We start from the raw sequence: 15,995 nt of genomic DNA, 5'->3' as shown, positions 1-15,995 counted from the left end.
ATTCCGGCTACAGTAACAGCTTGTATCGACTGGAAAAAGAGTGCCACGTGGGGCGGGGCAGGCGGCTCCGGTCAGTGACCGGAGCACGGACCTCAATGGTTGAGGTAGACGGTCAGGGTCTGGCCTGGCTTGAGGGCGTGGCCGCTGCGTGGGTTCCAGCGCTTGAGGTGCTGCATCTCGACGTTGAAGCGCTTGGCCACCAGGTACAGCGAGTCGCCTTTGCGGACCTTGTACTGGGTGGATTTCTTCTGGTTCCTGGCGCCAACCGGCTGGGCGTTCTGCATCACCAGGGTCTGGCCGGCCTTGAGGTTTTTGCCGGAAAGCTTGTTCCAGCGCTGCAGGTCCTTGACGCTGACCTTGTTGGCCTTGGCGATGCTGGCAAGGTTGTCGCCACGCTTGACCCGGTAACGGCTGTTGCGGGTTGTGGTGGTGCGCGGCGCGGCTTCGGCCATGGCCGCTTCGAACACGGCCTTTTTCGGCTGCAGGGTCAGCAGCTCTTCAGGCTTCATGTTCGACAGCGAGGCAGTCAGCAATTGCGCCTTGGCGGTTGGCACCAGCAGTTGCTGCGGGCCGTCGACGGTCATGCGCTTCTTGAAGGCCGGGTTGAGCTGGAACAGCTCGTCTTCGTCGATCTCGGCCAGTGCTGCGACTCGCGACAGGTCGAGGCGGTCCTTGATCGCCACGGCTTCGAAGTAGGGCTCGTTGGCAATCGGGTTGAGGTTGACGCCATAGGCCTGCGGCGTCATTACCACCTGCGACAGGGCCAGCAGCTTGGGCACGTAGTCGCGGGTTTCCTGCGGCAGCGGCAGGTTCCAGTAGTCAGTTGGCAGGCCGAGTTTCTCGTTGCGCTCGATGGCACGGCTGACCGTGCCTTCACCGGCGTTGTAGGCGGCCAGGGCCAGCAGCCAGTCGCCGTTGAACATGTCGTGCAGGCGGGTCAGGTAGTCCAGCGCGGCGTTGGTCGAGGCGGTGATGTCGCGACGGCCATCGTAGAAACGGGTCTGGCGCAGGTTGAAGTAACGCCCGGTGGACGGGATGAACTGCCACAGGCCCACCGCATGGGCCCGGGAGTAGGCCATGGGGTTGTAGGCGCTCTCGATCGCCGGCAGCAGCGCCAGCTCCAGCGGCATGTTGCGCTCTTCAAGGCGTTCGACGATGTAGTGGATGTACAGGCTGCCACGGTCGCCGGCGTTCTCGAGGAACGAAGGATTGCTGGCGAACCACAGGCGTTGCTGTTCGATGCGCGGGTTGACTGCTACCCCGTCCTGCAGCACGAAGCCCTGGCGCATGCGCTCCCAGACGTCCTGGGGGGCCTGCTCGACGACCGGCTTGACCGGTACGATCAGCGGCTTCTGCTTGGCCCGGGCCTGGTAGTTGTGCGCGCGAACGCTGTCGGATTCGTCGACTTGACGGGTGCTCTGGCAGCCCACGAGGGTGGCGGCCAGGGCCAGCGCACTGGCTTGGGCCAGGCGCGTCAGGGCGACGGAATTGAAGGTTCTGCGGCTAGTGGACGACATTGGCTGGGACGAAGTTCCGGGCAAAAATGTCGGGGGATTCTAGAAAGCGGCCCCCCAACGGTCAACCTTTCAGAACTTTCCGTCACCAGCAGCGACTGTTTAGAACGTATCTTTCCAAGCACGCAACCCAGCAAAAACAGCACTTGGCGTAGGGTTTAAGTGGTCAATCCGTTCGTCTAGTTTTTCTTTAACGGATGTTTCGGTGGTCCGCAGGAAAGGGTTGGTGAGTTTTTCCAGCGCCAGGGTTGATGGCAACGTGATGCGATCTTCTGCCCTTAGCCGGGTAACGTCGGAGAAGCGTTGGGCAATGTGCGGGTTTTCTGGCTCCACCGCCTGGGCGAAACGCAGGTTGCTAAGGGTGTACTCATGTGTGCAGTACACCAGGGTTGCCGCGGGCAGCGCGGCCAGACGCTGGAGGGAATGGTGCATTTGCTCCGGTGTGCCCTCGAACAAGCGGCCGCAACCGGCGGCGAAAAGCGTGTCGCCACAGAACAGCACCGGGGTGGTGGTCTGCGGGCAATAATAGGCAATGTGTCCCAGGGTGTGTCCGGGTACGGCGATGATCTGGAAATCCAGACCCAGAACGCGCACGCTGGCGTTGTCTTCCAGTGCTTTGTCGCGGCCGGGGATCTGTTCATGGGCCGGGCCGTAGACCGTTGCGCCGGTGCGCGCCTTGAGCTGCTCGACGCCACCGACGTGATCGTGGTGATGATGAGTGATGAGGATATCACTCAGCTGCCAGCCGGGATGGCGCTCAAGCCAGGCCAGGACCGGCGCGGCATCGCCCGGATCGACCACCGCACAACGCTGGTTGGCAGCATCTTGCAACAACCAGATGTAGTTATCGGTGAAAGCGGGCAGGGCATCGATCTGTATCATGGTGCGATTCGCCAAACGGTGGACATGGGTGCATCTTAGTAGCTATGCGCGCTGTCGAGAACCTTCAAGGGAGACTGCAATGACCGATCAAGCCTTCGCCCAGGCCGATCCGCAGTGGCTGGAGCTGATCAGCCTGGCCCGCGACTGGTTCGCCGGCCCCCTTGGGCAATTGATGCTCAAGGAAGAACAACGCCTGCTCGAAGAAGAGCTGGGGCGTTACTTCGGCGGTTACCTGGTGCATTACGGCCCCTGCGCCGAAGCACCGCCAAAGGCCCCGCAGGTGCAGCGCAACGTGCGCCTCGGCGCGCCGCTGCCCGGGGTCGAGATCGTTTGTGAAGAACAGGCCTGGCCACTGAGCGAACATGCCGCCGATGTCGTGGTGCTGCAACATGGCCTGGACTTCAGCCTGTCGCCCCATGGCCTCTTGCGCGAGGCCGCCAGCAGTGTGCGCCCGGGCGGTCATCTGCTGATCGTCGGCATCAACCCCTGGAGCAGTTGGGGCGTGCGCCGGGTGTTCGCCCATGATGCCTTGCGCAAGGCACGCTGCATTTCCCCGTCGCGGGTTGGCGACTGGCTCAACCTGCTGGGCTTCGCGCTGGAGAAACGCCGCTTCGGGTGCTATCGTCCGCCGCTCGCATCCCCCGCCTGGCAACAGCGCCTGGCCGGTTGGGAGCGGATTGCCGGTGGCTGGCAGAGCGCCGGCGGCGGTGTCTACCTGCTGGTGGCGCGCAAGATGGTGGTAGGCCTGCGGCCCCTGCGCCTGGAACGCCGCGAGCCGATGGGCAAGCTGCTGCCGCTGCCGATGGCCAAGGTCAACCGGCGCCATTCCGAACCCTGAGTTCCGGGCCCCTTGGGCGCGGGGCCAAATCATTGATGAAAAAGGCTGTAAATGAGCGATAGCGTCGAGATCTTCACCGATGGTGCCTGCAAGGGTAACCCCGGCCCGGGCGGCTGGGGCGTGCTGATGGTGTGCAAGGGCGTCGAAAAGGAACTGTGGGGCGGCGAGCGCGAGACCACCAACAACCGCATGGAACTGATGGCGGCGATCAAAGGCCTGGAAGCCCTCAAGCGCGAGTGCGAAGTGCTGCTGGTTACCGACTCCCAGTACGTGATGAAAGGCATCACCGAGTGGATGGTCAACTGGAAAAAACGCGGCTGGAAAACCGCCGCCAAAGAGCCGGTAAAGAACGCCGACCTCTGGCAGTTGCTCGATGAACAGGTGGGCCGGCACAAGGTGACCTGGAAATGGGTACGCGGGCACATTGGCCATCATGGCAACGAGCGTGCCGACCAGCTGGCCAACCGTGGTGTTGATGAGGTCCGTGGTCTGCGTTGAGCATACCGGCCGCCACTCACCCTTGAGCTGAGGTAGAATGGCCGGCTTTTCACCAGACTGTACGCGGCAGGAGACCATCGGCGTGGAGATTCAGAACAACAGGTCGGTCGTCCTCGACACCGAAACCACCGGTATGCCGGTGACTGACGGCCACCGGGTCATCGAGATCGGTTGTGTCGAGCTGATGGGGCGGCGCCTGACCGGGCGGCACTTCCATGTCTACCTGCAACCGGACCGCGAAAGCGACGAGGGCGCCATCGGCGTCCACGGCATTACCGATTCCTTCCTGCTCGACAAGCCGCGATTTGCCGAAGTCGCCGATGAATTTTTCGAGTTCATCCAGGGCGCCCAGCTGATCATTCACAACGCGGCGTTCGACGTTGGCTTCATCAACAACGAATTTGCCTTGCTCGGCCAGCACGACCGCGCCGACATCTCCCAGTACTGCACCATTCTCGACACCCTGATGATGGCTCGTTCGCGCCATCCGGGGCAGCGCAACAGCCTCGATGCGCTGTGCAAACGCTATGGCGTCGACAACTCCGGCCGTGAACTGCACGGCGCACTGCTCGACTCCGAGCTGCTGGCCGACGTTTACCTGAGCATGACCGGTGGCCAGACCAGCCTGTCGCTGGCCGGCCACGGTGCCGATGGTGAAGAAGAGGGCGACGACAACCGCGGCAGCGAGATCCGCAGGCTGCCCGCCAGCCGCCAGCCGGGGCGGATTATTCGCGCTACCGAGCAGGAGCTCGAACTGCACATGGCGCGTCTGGAGGCCATCGCCAAGTCCGCCGGTGGCCCGGCGCTCTGGCAGCAACTGTCCGAAGCAAACTGAGGCAATTTGCCGCGCAGGGGCGCTGGCGACCTTCTACCCTGAGGTGACAAAGCTGTCACCCGGAGGAAGCGTGCGCCCATGTACAAGGACCTCAAGTTCCCCGTCCTGATCGTGCATCGCGATATCAAAGCCGACACGGTCGCAGGCGAGCGTGTTCGCGGTATTGCCCAGGAGCTGGCCCAGGACGGATTTACCATCCTGCCGGCTGTCGATTACGCCGAAGGCCGGTTGGTCGCCGCCACCCATCACGGCCTGGCGTGCATGCTGATTGCCGCCGAAGGGGCTGGCGAAAACACCCATCTTTTACAGAACATGGTCGAGCTGATTCGCCTGGCCCGGGTGCGCGCGCCACATTTGCCAATCTTTGCCCTGGGCGAGCAGGTGACCCTGGAGAATGCTCCCGCCGATGTCATGAGCGAGCTGAACCAGTTGCGCGGCATCCTCTACCTGTTCGAAGACACCGTACCTTTTCTCGCCCGCCAGGTGGCGCGGGCCGCGCACAGTTATCTGGATGGCCTGCTGCCGCCGTTCTTCAAGGCGCTGGTGCAGCACACCGCGCAATCGAATTATTCATGGCACACCCCCGGCCATGGCGGTGGCGTGGCCTATCGCAAAAGTCCGGTCGGCCAGGCCTTCCATCAGTTCTTCGGGGAAAACACCCTGCGCTCGGACCTGTCGGTGTCGGTCCCGGAACTGGGTTCGCTGCTTGACCACACCGGGCCGCTGGCGGCTGCCGAGGCGCGGGCGGCAAAGAATTTCGGCGCCGACCATACCTTCTTCGTGATCAACGGCACCTCAACTGCCAACAAGATTGTCTGGCACTCGATGGTCGGCCGTGATGATCTGGTGCTGGTGGACCGCAACTGCCACAAGTCGGTGGTCCACGCGATCATCATGACCGGGGCCATCCCTCTGTACCTGTGTCCGGAGCGCAACGAGCTGGGGATCATCGGGCCGATCCCTTTGAGCGAATTCAGCCCGGCCTCGATCGCCGCCAAGATCCACGCCAACCCCCTGGCCCACGGCCGTCCGCCCAGGGTCAAGCTGGCGGTGGTGACCAATTCCACCTATGACGGCTTGTGCTACAACGCCGAGCTGATCAAGCAAGAACTGGGCAACAGTGTCGAGGTGCTGCATTTTGACGAGGCCTGGTATGCCTACGCGGCGTTTCACGAGTTCTTTCGCGGGCGCTATGCCATGGGCACTTCGCGCAGTGCCGACAGCCCGCTGGTGTTTAGCACTCACTCGACCCACAAGCTGCTGGCAGCCTTCAGCCAGGCCTCGATGATCCATGTGCAGGACGGCGGCGCGCGGCAACTGGACCGCGATCGCTTCAACGAAGCCTTCATGATGCATATTTCCACCTCGCCGCAGTACAGCATCCTCGCCTCGCTGGATGTCTCTTCGGCGATGATGGAAGGCCCGGCAGGGCGCTCCCTGCTACAGGAGATGTTCGACGAGGCGCTGAGTTTTCGCCGGGCCATGGCCAACCTGCGCGAGCATATGGCCGCCGATGACTGGTGGTTCAGCATCTGGCAACCGCCGCTGGACGAGGGCGCAAGGCAGGTCAAGACCGAAGACTGGCTGCTGCAGCCCCAGGCCGAGTGGCACGGTTTCGGTGATGTCAGCGACGACTATGTGCTGCTCGACCCGATCAAGGTCACCCTGGTGATGCCCGGCCTCAGCGCTGGCGGCGCCTTGAGCGAACACGGCATCCCGGCCGCGGTGGTCAGCAAGTTTCTCTGGGAGCGCGGCCTGGTGGTGGAAAAGACCGGGCTGTATACCTTCCTGGTGTTGTTCTCGATGGGCATCACCAAGGGCAAATGGAGCACGCTGTTGACCGAGTTGCTCGAGTTCAAGCGCAATTACGATGCCAATACCATCCTGCTCGAATGCCTGCCGTGTGTCGCCCAGCTCGATCCTGGTCGTTACCAGGGCCTGGGCCTGCGCGACCTGTGTGATCAATTGCATGCCTGCTACCGCAGCAATGCCACGGCCAAGCAGCTAAAACGCCTGTTCACGCGCTTGCCTGAGGTGGTGATGAAGCCAGCCGATGCCTATGACCGGATGGTGCGCGGGGAGGTCGAGGCGGTGCCGATCGAGCAGTTGCTCGGGCGTATCGCTGCGGTGATGCTGGTGCCCTATCCGCCGGGCATTCCGTTGATCATGCCGGGGGAGCGGTTTACCGAGGCAACCCGTTCGATCATCGACTACCTGGCCTTTGCTGCCGCCTTCGACAGCGGTTTTCCAGGGTTTGTCGCCGATGTCCATGGGCTGCAGCATGAAACCGCCGCGCAGGGGCGGGTCTATACCGTCGATTGCATCAAGGTGTGAGGAGAGTCAGGGGATACGGATGATTTCCACGCCACTCTGGACCAGCTCGAAGCGATCTTCACCCAGGTGGTTGACCCGGTCACCGATTGCCAGCTTGTAGGTGGTGATCGGCAGGGATGCGGCACTACCGTCGGCCTGCAGGGTGGCTTCCTGGAACTCATGAACGGGATAGATGCGGCCCTCTGCGTCCCGTGCATGAAACTGTCCGACCAGTACTGCTGTCATTTACCGTACAACCTCTGAAGAAATAAGTATCTGTCAGGCATAGACCACTGTTTTGCCTGGTAAGTTTTGCCCGCTTGGAAAAAAACTTCAGGGTAGTAGCGGATCATCTATACCTAAAACTCCCTTTGTTCTTCCACATCAGGAAATTGCCATGAGCCAGGTGTATTCAGTCGCCGTCGTCGTCGGCAGCTTGCGCAAGGAATCCCTCAATCGCAAGGTCGCCCGCGCGCTGGCCGAGCTCGCGCCCTCCAACCTCAAGCTGCACATCGTCGAAATCGGTGAGCTGGCCTTGTACAACGAAGATATCGACGCCAATCCGCCGCAGGCCTACAAGACCTTCCGCGAGCAGATTCGCAGCAGTGATGCGGTGCTGTTCGTTACCCCCGAGTACAACCGCTCGGTACCGGGCGTACTGAAGAATGCCATCGATGTGGGCTCGCGGCCTTATGGCCAGAGTGCCTGGAGCGGCAAGCCCGGGGCGGTGATCAGTGTGTCGCCGGGGGCGGTGGGCGGCTTTGGTGCCAACCATCACTTGCGCCAGTCGCTGGTGTTCCTTGATGTGCCGTGCATGCAGCAGCCTGAAGCCTACATCGGCGGGGCGGGTACATTGTTCGATGACAACGGCAAGCTGTCGGAGAAAACCCGGCCGTTCCTGCAGACCTTTATCGACAAGTTCGCCGTGTGGGTCGCGCGCCACCAGAACTGAGGCATTGCACCGGCCACCCTGATCAAGGCTGGCCAGTGCAAAGGCAGGTTCAGCGTTGCTGTTGCCCTGCCAAGTTGGTCAGCGCCTCGATCAGGTTGCTCTCATTGCGCTTGAACTGTTGCTCAAGCACGGTGATACGAGCGGCAATCTGCTCGGGGTTGTCATCCGGATACAGGTCGTACAAATCCAGTACCTCGGCCTCGTAGGCAGATTTTAGCGCCATGAAACGATCGGCGTGGCTCTCGCGCAGGTAATCCACCCAGAAGTCCCGTCCCCTGGCAAAGTCGAGAAAGGCCTGGCCGCCTTCGCCCTGGCGTACCAGGTTCAACGCCGCATCCAGCTCTGCGGGGCGAATGTTGGCGGCCGTTCGGTACAGCATGTTGCTCGGCGGCACCGGCAAGTCCATCTCACGGGCCCATTGCAGGCGATAGGCCAGGCGCACTTCGGCTTCGTCGCGGCTACCGGCTTGTTCGCGGGCAGCGTTATCCAGCGCCTCCAGCCGGTACAGACGGCGGGTGAGGGCATACAGGGAGCTGCCCCGCTGTTCGGCGGCAACGCCCTGCAGCGATTGACGAATGAACACCTGGATTTCCATCTGGTTGAACGCCAGGCGTATACCATCGGGGCAAGTGTCGCGCTGCCTGATCTGCTGCAGGGGTTCGGCACCCATGCCGTTGAGAACCAGGCGCAGTTCTGTGTCGTTGGCGGCTACCTCAAGCACGCCCCAAACCCGTTCAGTAAGGCCGCTGCGGCTGCTGGCATCGCGATAGTCGGCGCTGTGCTCCAGATGGCTGATCACCCCCAGCAGGTCGCTGGCGTCTGCACCGTCTTCGATCTGTTGCCAGATACCTCGGCGTATCGTACTGCGGTCCTCGGCACCGCTTAGCCATACATCAACACCGGATTCAGTTTCTTCAGGGGAAGAGGGGGAAGATCCGCTTGAATAATGTCGCGCACGCTCCAGGGCAAGGATATCGGGGGGCAAGTCCATGTAGAAGTCGTAAGCGCGATTGTAGCCTTCGGACAGATATGCGGTGCGCATGGTTTCATCGGACAGCGGGTTGCCGGTCAGGGAAATTTCAGTGTGATGTACTTCAGTGCGTGGGTTGGCGAGAATGCGCTCGGGCAATTCGCGGATCTGGTTGCCAGCCAGCGACAAGCGCTGCATCGGCCCCGGCAGCAGCGTGTCCAGCCATTGCGGCCAGGCTTGCAGGCCGACATTGTTGAGGCTCAACTGTTCGATGTTACGCAATGCAGAGGCATCGCTAATCTCGCCGATAACATTTCCGTCAAGTTGCAGCTCAGTCAGCCCTGGCATGAGTTGCAGCGTTGCCAGCGCCGACTGATCGATGTTCAAGCCCAGGTCGATCAGGCTCAGGTGTTCCAGCATCCGCAATTGCGGCACCGCCGCATTCAAGCTGCCCAGCGGGGTGACATGCCCCTCGATGTGCAAACTGTCCAGGTAAGGAAAGTCACTGAGAAACTGGTGCAATTCACTGGCATGGGTCCCCACGCGCAGCAGCTGCAGCCTGCGCAGGCGATGATAGAAAAACGCCGGCAATCGCCTGGGGAAGTCGTTCAAGGCAATTGCCTCGAGGCGCAAGGCGCCAACGTGGCCATGTGTTGGTTCGTGGCTCCACAAGTCGTGCACCAGGCGGCCCAGGCGGCGCCTGGAGGCAATCTGTTCATCGCGTAGCGGTGCGCCAGAGTGGGACGCTTCGGCCCACTGCACAAAGGCTTCATCCAGCGCGGCGCGTTCCTGGGTCATGACATCCAGGATGGTGCGAAGATTCTCTGCAATGGTCAGTTCAAAGCTGAAACGCCTGCCTTCACCTTCACTCAGGCGCATGCGGATCAGGGTGTCCCGCGAAAGCTCGTTGTTCCGTAACGAAACCCGGGTGTGATGCCCGCTACCGATGGGGTTTTCCAGCACGGCGGCGGGTACCGTGGTGATCTGGTTGTCGGCCAGGGAAACTTCGGCAATTGCATTCAGGTTGGCGCTGTCGAGCCACTGTGGCCAGCCGCGAAGGTTGGTGCGGTTCAGCCCCAGGTACTGCAGGTTCAAGCCGCTGAGGTCGATGTTGCCGAGAATGTTGAGGGTGTTGCCGCTCAGGTCCAGGCGTTGAAGCTGGCTGAAACCACGGTAGAGGTTGATTTCGGCCTGGCCGATGTACAGCCGGGTATCGATCAGGCTCAGTTCGCGCAGCTGTGGGTAATGTTCCAGCACGATCTGGCCAACAAAGGGATAGCTGGATTGGCCAAGACTCTGGCCATAGACCAATGACCTTACCTGGGGAAAGCGTCCGAAGAACCTGCCCAGCCCGTTACGCTCGTTGTCCAGGGTGATGAACGGATTGATCGGCGTTTCGTCATGGTTCACGTTCCACAATTCCAGGCCCTGCACGCGCTGCTGGATAAAGTCGGGCAATTGCGCTGGGAAGTCGCTCAGGTAAACGTCTGCCAGTTGCAACGGGGTGGTGGCTTGACTCAGCTCGGGCAGGTTGTTGGCGCGCCAGTGACGCCATAACGCCTCGGCGATGCGTGTGCGGCTGTTCATGCGCGCAGCGCTCAAGGGCGGCATTGAACTGGCGGCATCGGTCCAGTTGGAAAGGTGATTGCGCAGGCTCTGTTGCTCTGCAAGCAGTTGATCCAGGCGCTGGTCGATGTCGGCACGGCTCCACTGCGCGTCGTAGAACATCTGCAGGATCTGCTCGGGAAAGGCGTGCTCGAATTCAAGCAGACGGATCTTGTCCAGCAGCGTCTCTTCGAGGATGAAGCCCGCCAGCCTGCCGCGTCCGCTCAACGGGAAACCAAGCCTGCCATCGGCCAGGCGCATCGGGGAGCGGGCACCGGGCTTGAGCGCTTGCATCTTCAGCACGGCTCGCAAGCTGTGCCGGGGCAGTAACGGTTGTGCCTGTACGGCCTGCTTGAGCGCCGCATGCTGGCTGACATCGGCAAAGCCCAAGGCGGAGCGCTGGGCGTCCGGTAGCGCATGCAGGACTGCCGCATAGAGGTTGTCACGGCCATGTAACTGGCGCCCGTCGGCATCGTAGGTGCGGTAGGTGGTGCCATCGCTGACCAGGACATTGCCAATGCTCGCTTCGCTGCTGCCGATGCTGTCGAGTAGCGCCCCCTGGATTGACCCCTCGCGTACCTTCAGGCGCAGGTCGGTGGGCCAGCCGTGCAGGGTGCTCAGGGTGTGCAGCACCAGACGCTCGCTGTCGGGACTGCTGCCAGCGTCCAGATACAGCCCTTCATACGCACGATTCAGACGCAGCTTATGCTGGTAGGCACGGGCTTCTTCGCCAAGGCGGATGGGCACGCGTGCGGTGACGTGCAGTTGCTCAAGCTCCGCCGGGGTGGCGTGGCGTAGCAGTTCCTCGACCACCACCGTGGGCAGGCCGCTGAAGGCTTGCTGGATCTGCAGCACCGGGCCAGCGTCGGTTTTTTGCAGTGCCTGGTAGCGTTCATTGAACAGTCGGGGTTTGTGTGTTTTTACCTCAGTCGCCAGTTGTTGCTGTAACTGGCGTTTGGCTGTGGTGAAGTTGGGCTCGCCTGAACCCAACGGGTGTTGCAGCAGTCCTTCGAGTTCTGCCTTGCTCATTTGCCGCATCAGCGCTTCGAGGGCGTCACCACCATCGAGCTGTACCTGCAGGGGGCGGGACAGCGCATTGCCACTCTGGCTGTGATACTGCGCAAGCACCTTACCCTGCTCGTCGAGCACGGTCAGCGCGCGACTGTTCGGCCACCCGGGCGCCTCGGTGAGGAGCTGCAGTTGCAGGGCCGGATCTGCGCCTGGGTCTTGTGCTTGCAGTTGGCGGCTGAAGTGGTCGAGGTCTTGTTCCAGCTGGAAGCGTTGTAGTGTGTCAGTGAACAGCGCCGGCGGGCGCAGGCCTTCGCTCAATGCGTGGCGCAATTGTGCCTGATGGGTTTCGCTGACGCGCATGATAGTGCTGGCGACTTCATCGGAGAACTCGGCGCCGACATGTCCGAGCCGTCGGAACAGGCGGATGCCTTCCCACTCAAGCGGCTGGTCGGTAATCTGCAGCCAGGCGCCTGCCTGGTTATGGCGCAAAGGCGGCTCGTAGGCGCCCATGCGCCACGGATGTTCAAGCCGGTAGGGCGCGCTGCCAGCGGGCGGCTTGACCGTGTAGGTGCGGCCTTCGAGCACCAGCCATTGTCGGCCCTGGTAGTCGTAGAGCCCGGAAACATTGGGCTTTAGGCCAGCGGGTAGCCGCAGGTCATGGGCGAATGGCTGCAGGTCGGGCTTCCACAGGCGGGTGCTGCCATCAGCCAGTTGCACGGTATGCATCTGCCTGACCAGCTCAGGGGCTTGTACCACAGCGCCGCCCCCTGCGGCCGAGAGGCCTCCCAGGGCGGCGATCATCGCCAGGTTTTCGACTACATCCATCAGGTAGCCCCAGGCTTGCTGGCTCTCGCCCTTGGCCAGGCTCTCGATGCCTTCATAGACTTCGTTGCACAGTTGTACGGCGGTGACGGCCAGCATCACCTCGCCGAGCACCGGCACCACGAATGCGGCGATATTGAGCACGTTGAACGTGGTCTGGACAAAGTACAGCAGCTTGTCCTGCAGCGACTTGTGGTCTTCAGCGGCTGTGGGTACGCCGTGAAACAGCGCATCATCCTTGAGCTGGGCGATTTTTTGCTGGTACAGGGCATTGAGCAGGTTGCCGAAGAACGTTCCTTCGCGCAGATGCAGTGAGGCATTGCGGTCGAGTTTTTCTTCAAAGTAACCGGCGGCACTGTTCCAGACTTTGGGATAAAACGCCTGGCGCAGGCGAGCAAAGAGCTGAGCGCGCTGTCGTGCTGGAACAAATCGGGCAAAAAACTGCTGATAATCCGGCTTCAGAAAACTGTCGCGCAGAGACGCGAAAAAGTGCGCGAGCGAGGGGTATTCCCTGAGCGGGTCGTAGGGGTCATCGGGAATGTAGACCACGACCTTTTCGCTGTGCTGGCTCGCACTGCGGTCCTTGCCGAAGACAACGATTGCGCTGAGTTCGACATCCCAGAGTTTGAGAAAGTTACGCGTTACCGCAACGCCCTCCAGGGTTGCCGGTTTGTTGCGGGCGATATCCACCAGGACGCCATGCATTTGCGGGCTAATGGTTTTTTTCAATCGCGCAATGTGCGTGTGCAGGAGGAACGTCGATTGCTCGAGCTGTTTGAAGTCGGCGCGCAGGTTGGCGCTGGTGGCGTCGGCAGCGTCACCCGCAGCGGACACCGGGTTGAGTACGCGCTGTATCAACTGTTGGTAGGTGCCGCCCAGGTCAAGTTCGCGGCACAGGGCGGCAAACTGCTCGGGAACGATATTCAGCGGCGACTCGTCGGGGTAGCGCCCGGGCCGGTTGAGTGCCGGGTCGGAGTAATAGATGCGCGAGGCGATCGATGTCCGCCCGCGATCGTCAGTCATGGCGCCCGGCACGGCTTCCCAGGCTTCGAAGTTCTGCAGGGCACAGGCCAGCAGTGACTGGGTAGCGGCTTTTATCGCGGCGCCAGCCTTGACCGCCGGATCTTGTGAAACCGTCAGGAAGGAGCCGTCGAAGACCACACGCCGGGCGTGGAACAGATAGCTGTTGCGCACATCGACGTCCAGGCCGAAACGCTCCTGTAGCTTGGCTTTCAACAAAGGCTCGGCATAGGTCTCGATGGCCGGGAGTGCAGCAAGTACCTGCTGGATTCGTTGCTCATGGCGCCGATGGCGGACATAGACCTTTTGCAGTTGCTCTAGGGTTTGCGCATCGGTTTCCCGCGCGCCGCTGAGCCAGGGCAACGTCTGCACATCGACTTTGCGCAGTGCAGCATGAGTGGCGGCGGGAGCGTTGATCAGCCACGCGGGTAACTTGCTTGAGATGGGTGTGAGATCGGTTGGTCGGGTGGGGGAACTGAGGTCAACAGTCATCAGTAGAAACCTTCTTCCTTGAGGTATGAACGCTGAGCGTACGGTGCAAAGCTCAAGGGAAAAAGTTTGAATGTTGGTTAAGAATGTCGGCGAAAATATCGTAATTTTGCGGCAATAACGACTATATCTAACACCTTCTGTCATTTGCCTGGGGTGGCCTGGGCAAACAGGCAGGTCAAGTCGGATAACTTGTCCTGCCCGTTCAATTGCTATGCAAGGCGCTTACACGGCCTGCGGCATTTCCCCACGAGCCAGGCGCTGGTTGATATCAGCGATCACCTCTGGCAGTTCGTTGATGGTGTCGATCAGGTAGTGCGGGCGCGAGCCTGCGAACAACGCATGAATGCGCTTGCGTTCGCTGTCGAGGGTGTCCGAGGCCAGGGCGCGGTAGCCTTCATAGGTCAGCCCCAGGGCGTTGCCCGAGCACACCAGCGCTACCGTCCACATGCCGGCACGCCGGCCTTCGAGGATGCCTGGCACAGTGTCGTCGACCTTGACGCAGGCGGCGACATCATCGATTCCCAAGGCGATGACGTTGGCCAGGGCCTGGGCCGGCCATGGGCGGCCGTTCGGGGTTTCATCGGTGGCTACCACATGATCGGCCACATAACCGTTCTGTGCGGCCAGCGCCACCACCTTGTCCATCACCACTTTCGGATAGCCCGAGCACGAGCCGATCTTCAGACCGTCCTGGCGCAGCCCGGTGAGGGTGTCGAGGGCACCGGGGATCAGCGCCGAGTGCACGGCGATCTTCTCGATCTGCAGCGGCATGAAGCGCTCATAGATGGCGGTGACGTCCGCGTCAGTCGGCGTGCGGCCGAACACCTTGCGATAACGCTCGGCGATCTGCGGCTGGTCACACAGGGTGCGGATATGGTCCCACTTGCCCATGCCCATCGGCCCGCGGGCTTCTTCGATAGACACTTCGACGTCGAACTCGGCGAAGGCCTCGACGAAAATCTGGGTCGGGGCGAAGGAGCCGAAGTCGACCACGGTGCCTGCCCAGTCGAGGATCGCGGCTTGCAGTTGCGTCGGGTTGCGGTAGTTCATGTTCAGGGTTCCTTGAGCGGATGGTTGCGCTGATCAGGTAAAAAACTTCGGGGTATCAGATGTCCAGTACTTCCATTTCCTGCAGCACCTGGGCCACGGCATTGACCGCGGCCTGCATGCCGTCCGGGCCGACGCAGCCGATGCAGCCGACGCGGAAGGTTTCAACCTGGGTCAACTTGCCCGGGTAGAGGATGAAACCCTTGGCCTTGACCCGCTCGTAGAAGTCCTTGAACTGGTAGCGCGGATCGTTAGGGGCATGAAAGGTGACGATGATCGGTGCCTGGATCTCGGCAGGCAGGAAGCTGCGCAGGCCAATGGCGGCCATGCCGTCGAGCAGGGTCTTGCAGTTGCTGGCATAGCGCTGATGACGGGCGGGCAGGCCGCCTTCTTCGTTGTACTGCAGCAAGGCCTCGTGCAGCGCCGCCACCACATGAGTTGGCGGGGTGAAGCGCCACTGGCCGGTCTTGGCCATGTAGGCGTGCTGGTCGTGCAGGTCCATGGCCAGCGACGGCGAGTTGCCTTCGGCGGCGGCCAGCGACTGTTTATTGGCAAAGACGAAGCCCATGCCAGGCACGCCTTCCAGGCATTTTCCGGAGGCGGCGATGAGGGCATCGAATGGCACCTGACGGGCATCGATCGGCAAGGCGCCGAACGAGCTCATGGCATCGATGATCAGGCGCTTGCCGTGGCCGGCAATAACCGCGGCGATTTCTGCCAGCGGGTTGAGAATGCCGGTGCTGGTTTCGCAGTGAATCAGCGCAACGTGGGTAATGCTGCTGTCGGCGGCCAGCAGGCGGTCGACGTCAGCGGCAGTGGTCGGCTGGTCTTCAGCGGTTTCGAAGGTGCTGTAGGCGCGGCCCAGCACCTTGCAGATTTTTGCCAGGCGCTGGCCATAGGCGCCGTTGATCAGCACAAGGACCTTGCCATCGCGAGGCACCAGGGTGCCGATGGCAGCTTCCACAGCAAAGGTGCCGCTGCCTTGCAGGGGCACGCAATGGTGGCTGTCGGCACCGTTGACGATGGCCAGCAGTTGCTCGCAGAGGCTCGCGGTCAGCTGGTTGAAGTCGCGGTCCCATGAACCCCAGTCGACCATCATCGCTTGGCGGGTACGGGCCGAGGTGGTCAGGGGGCCGGGGGTCAGCAGGATAGGGGCGTTACTCATTCCGGTAGTCCTCGCAAGCGGTGGGCTGAAT

At 61.8% G+C, this 15,995-nt stretch carries 11 protein-coding genes; 5 read left to right on the top strand and 6 right to left on the bottom strand.

Going from position 1 to position 15,995, the window contains the following annotated elements; genetic code table 11:
* Nucleotides 1-92: 92 nt before the first annotated feature.
* Nucleotides 93-1,517: a LysM peptidoglycan-binding domain-containing protein gene (locus tag ABIE20_RS19240; RefSeq protein WP_429506614.1), complete on the bottom strand. Its 1,425-nt coding sequence runs from the start codon at nt 1,515-1,517 to the stop codon at nt 93-95.
* A 99-nt stretch (nt 1,518-1,616) separates the two neighbouring features.
* Nucleotides 1,617-2,396 carry a hydroxyacylglutathione hydrolase gene (gloB, locus tag ABIE20_RS19235; protein ID WP_429506613.1) on the bottom strand — a complete coding sequence of 260 codons (780 nt, stop codon included), beginning with the start codon at nt 2,394-2,396 and terminating at the stop codon, nt 1,617-1,619.
* A gap of 79 nt (nt 2,397-2,475) precedes the next feature.
* On the opposite strand from gloB, the gene ABIE20_RS19230 reads away from it, so the two are divergent.
* From ABIE20_RS19230 to ABIE20_RS19215, 4 genes are all read left to right on the top strand, one after another.
* Complete coding sequence (locus ABIE20_RS19230; protein WP_115087894.1) at nt 2,476-3,234, top strand: class I SAM-dependent methyltransferase; 759 nt, start codon at nt 2,476-2,478, stop codon at nt 3,232-3,234.
* 51 nt (nt 3,235-3,285) lie between these two features.
* Complete coding sequence (rnhA, locus tag ABIE20_RS19225) at nt 3,286-3,732, top strand: ribonuclease HI (protein ID WP_045202106.1); 447 nt, start codon at nt 3,286-3,288, stop codon at nt 3,730-3,732.
* A gap of 88 nt (nt 3,733-3,820) precedes the next feature.
* Nucleotides 3,821-4,567 carry a DNA polymerase III subunit epsilon gene (gene dnaQ, locus ABIE20_RS19220; protein ID WP_429506693.1) on the top strand — a complete coding sequence of 249 codons (747 nt, stop codon included), beginning with the start codon at nt 3,821-3,823 and terminating at the stop codon, nt 4,565-4,567.
* A gap of 78 nt (nt 4,568-4,645) precedes the next feature.
* The gene (locus ABIE20_RS19215) at nt 4,646-6,901 is read left to right on the top strand and encodes an Orn/Lys/Arg decarboxylase N-terminal domain-containing protein (RefSeq protein ID WP_429506611.1); all 2,256 of its coding nucleotides are present in this window, start codon (nt 4,646-4,648) and stop codon (nt 6,899-6,901) included.
* 6 nt (nt 6,902-6,907) lie between these two features.
* On the opposite strand, the gene ABIE20_RS19210 is transcribed toward ABIE20_RS19215, so the two are convergent.
* Nucleotides 6,908-7,126: a hypothetical protein gene (locus ABIE20_RS19210; RefSeq protein WP_038996154.1), complete on the bottom strand. Its 219-nt coding sequence runs from the start codon at nt 7,124-7,126 to the stop codon at nt 6,908-6,910.
* 151 nt (nt 7,127-7,277) lie between these two features.
* Between ABIE20_RS19210 and ABIE20_RS19205 the strand changes: the two genes are divergently transcribed.
* Nucleotides 7,278-7,832, top strand: a complete 555-nt coding sequence (locus tag ABIE20_RS19205) for an NADPH-dependent FMN reductase (protein WP_429506610.1) — start codon at nt 7,278-7,280, stop codon at nt 7,830-7,832.
* Between the two features lie 49 nt (nt 7,833-7,881).
* Here the strand turns inward: ABIE20_RS19205 and ABIE20_RS19200 are convergent, their stop codons facing one another.
* The 3 genes from ABIE20_RS19200 to ABIE20_RS19190 form a co-directional block, all read right to left on the bottom strand.
* Nucleotides 7,882-13,752, bottom strand: a complete 5,871-nt coding sequence (locus ABIE20_RS19200; RefSeq protein WP_429506608.1) for an NEL-type E3 ubiquitin ligase domain-containing protein — start codon at nt 13,750-13,752, stop codon at nt 7,882-7,884.
* A 222-nt stretch (nt 13,753-13,974) separates the two neighbouring features.
* Complete coding sequence (gene phnX / locus ABIE20_RS19195; protein WP_429506606.1) at nt 13,975-14,802, bottom strand: phosphonoacetaldehyde hydrolase; 828 nt, start codon at nt 14,800-14,802, stop codon at nt 13,975-13,977.
* A 55-nt stretch (nt 14,803-14,857) separates the two neighbouring features.
* A complete protein-coding gene (locus ABIE20_RS19190) occupies nt 14,858-15,964 on the bottom strand; it encodes a 2-aminoethylphosphonate--pyruvate transaminase (RefSeq protein WP_429506604.1) in 1,107 nt (368 codons plus the stop codon).
* Nucleotides 15,965-15,995: the final 31 nt, after the last annotated feature.

It is taken from the genome of Pseudomonas sp. 2835 (genome assembly GCF_050435905.1).
In the GTDB taxonomy this organism is placed as follows: domain Bacteria; phylum Pseudomonadota; class Gammaproteobacteria; order Pseudomonadales; family Pseudomonadaceae; genus Aquipseudomonas.
This window is presented reverse-complemented; position numbering and strand designations above follow the sequence as displayed.

Coding starts and splice junctions, on each gene's coding strand:
- ABIE20_RS19240 (WP_429506614.1), bottom strand. CDS start 1,517: ATGTCGTCCACTAGCCGCAGAACCTTCAATTCCGTCGCCCTGACGCGC.
- gloB (WP_429506613.1), bottom strand. CDS start 2,396: ATGATACAGATCGATGCCCTGCCCGCTTTCACCGATAACTACATCTGG.
- ABIE20_RS19230 (WP_115087894.1), top strand. CDS start 2,476: ATGACCGATCAAGCCTTCGCCCAGGCCGATCCGCAGTGGCTGGAGCTG.
- rnhA (WP_045202106.1), top strand. CDS start 3,286: ATGAGCGATAGCGTCGAGATCTTCACCGATGGTGCCTGCAAGGGTAAC.
- ABIE20_RS19215 (WP_429506611.1), top strand. CDS start 4,646: ATGTACAAGGACCTCAAGTTCCCCGTCCTGATCGTGCATCGCGATATC.
- ABIE20_RS19210 (WP_038996154.1), bottom strand. CDS start 7,126: ATGACAGCAGTACTGGTCGGACAGTTTCATGCACGGGACGCAGAGGGC.
- ABIE20_RS19205 (WP_429506610.1), top strand. CDS start 7,278: ATGAGCCAGGTGTATTCAGTCGCCGTCGTCGTCGGCAGCTTGCGCAAG.
- ABIE20_RS19200 (WP_429506608.1), bottom strand. CDS start 13,752: ATGACTGTTGACCTCAGTTCCCCCACCCGACCAACCGATCTCACACCC.
- phnX (WP_429506606.1), bottom strand. CDS start 14,802: ATGAACTACCGCAACCCGACGCAACTGCAAGCCGCGATCCTCGACTGG.
- ABIE20_RS19190 (WP_429506604.1), bottom strand. CDS start 15,964: ATGAGTAACGCCCCTATCCTGCTGACCCCCGGCCCCCTGACCACCTCG.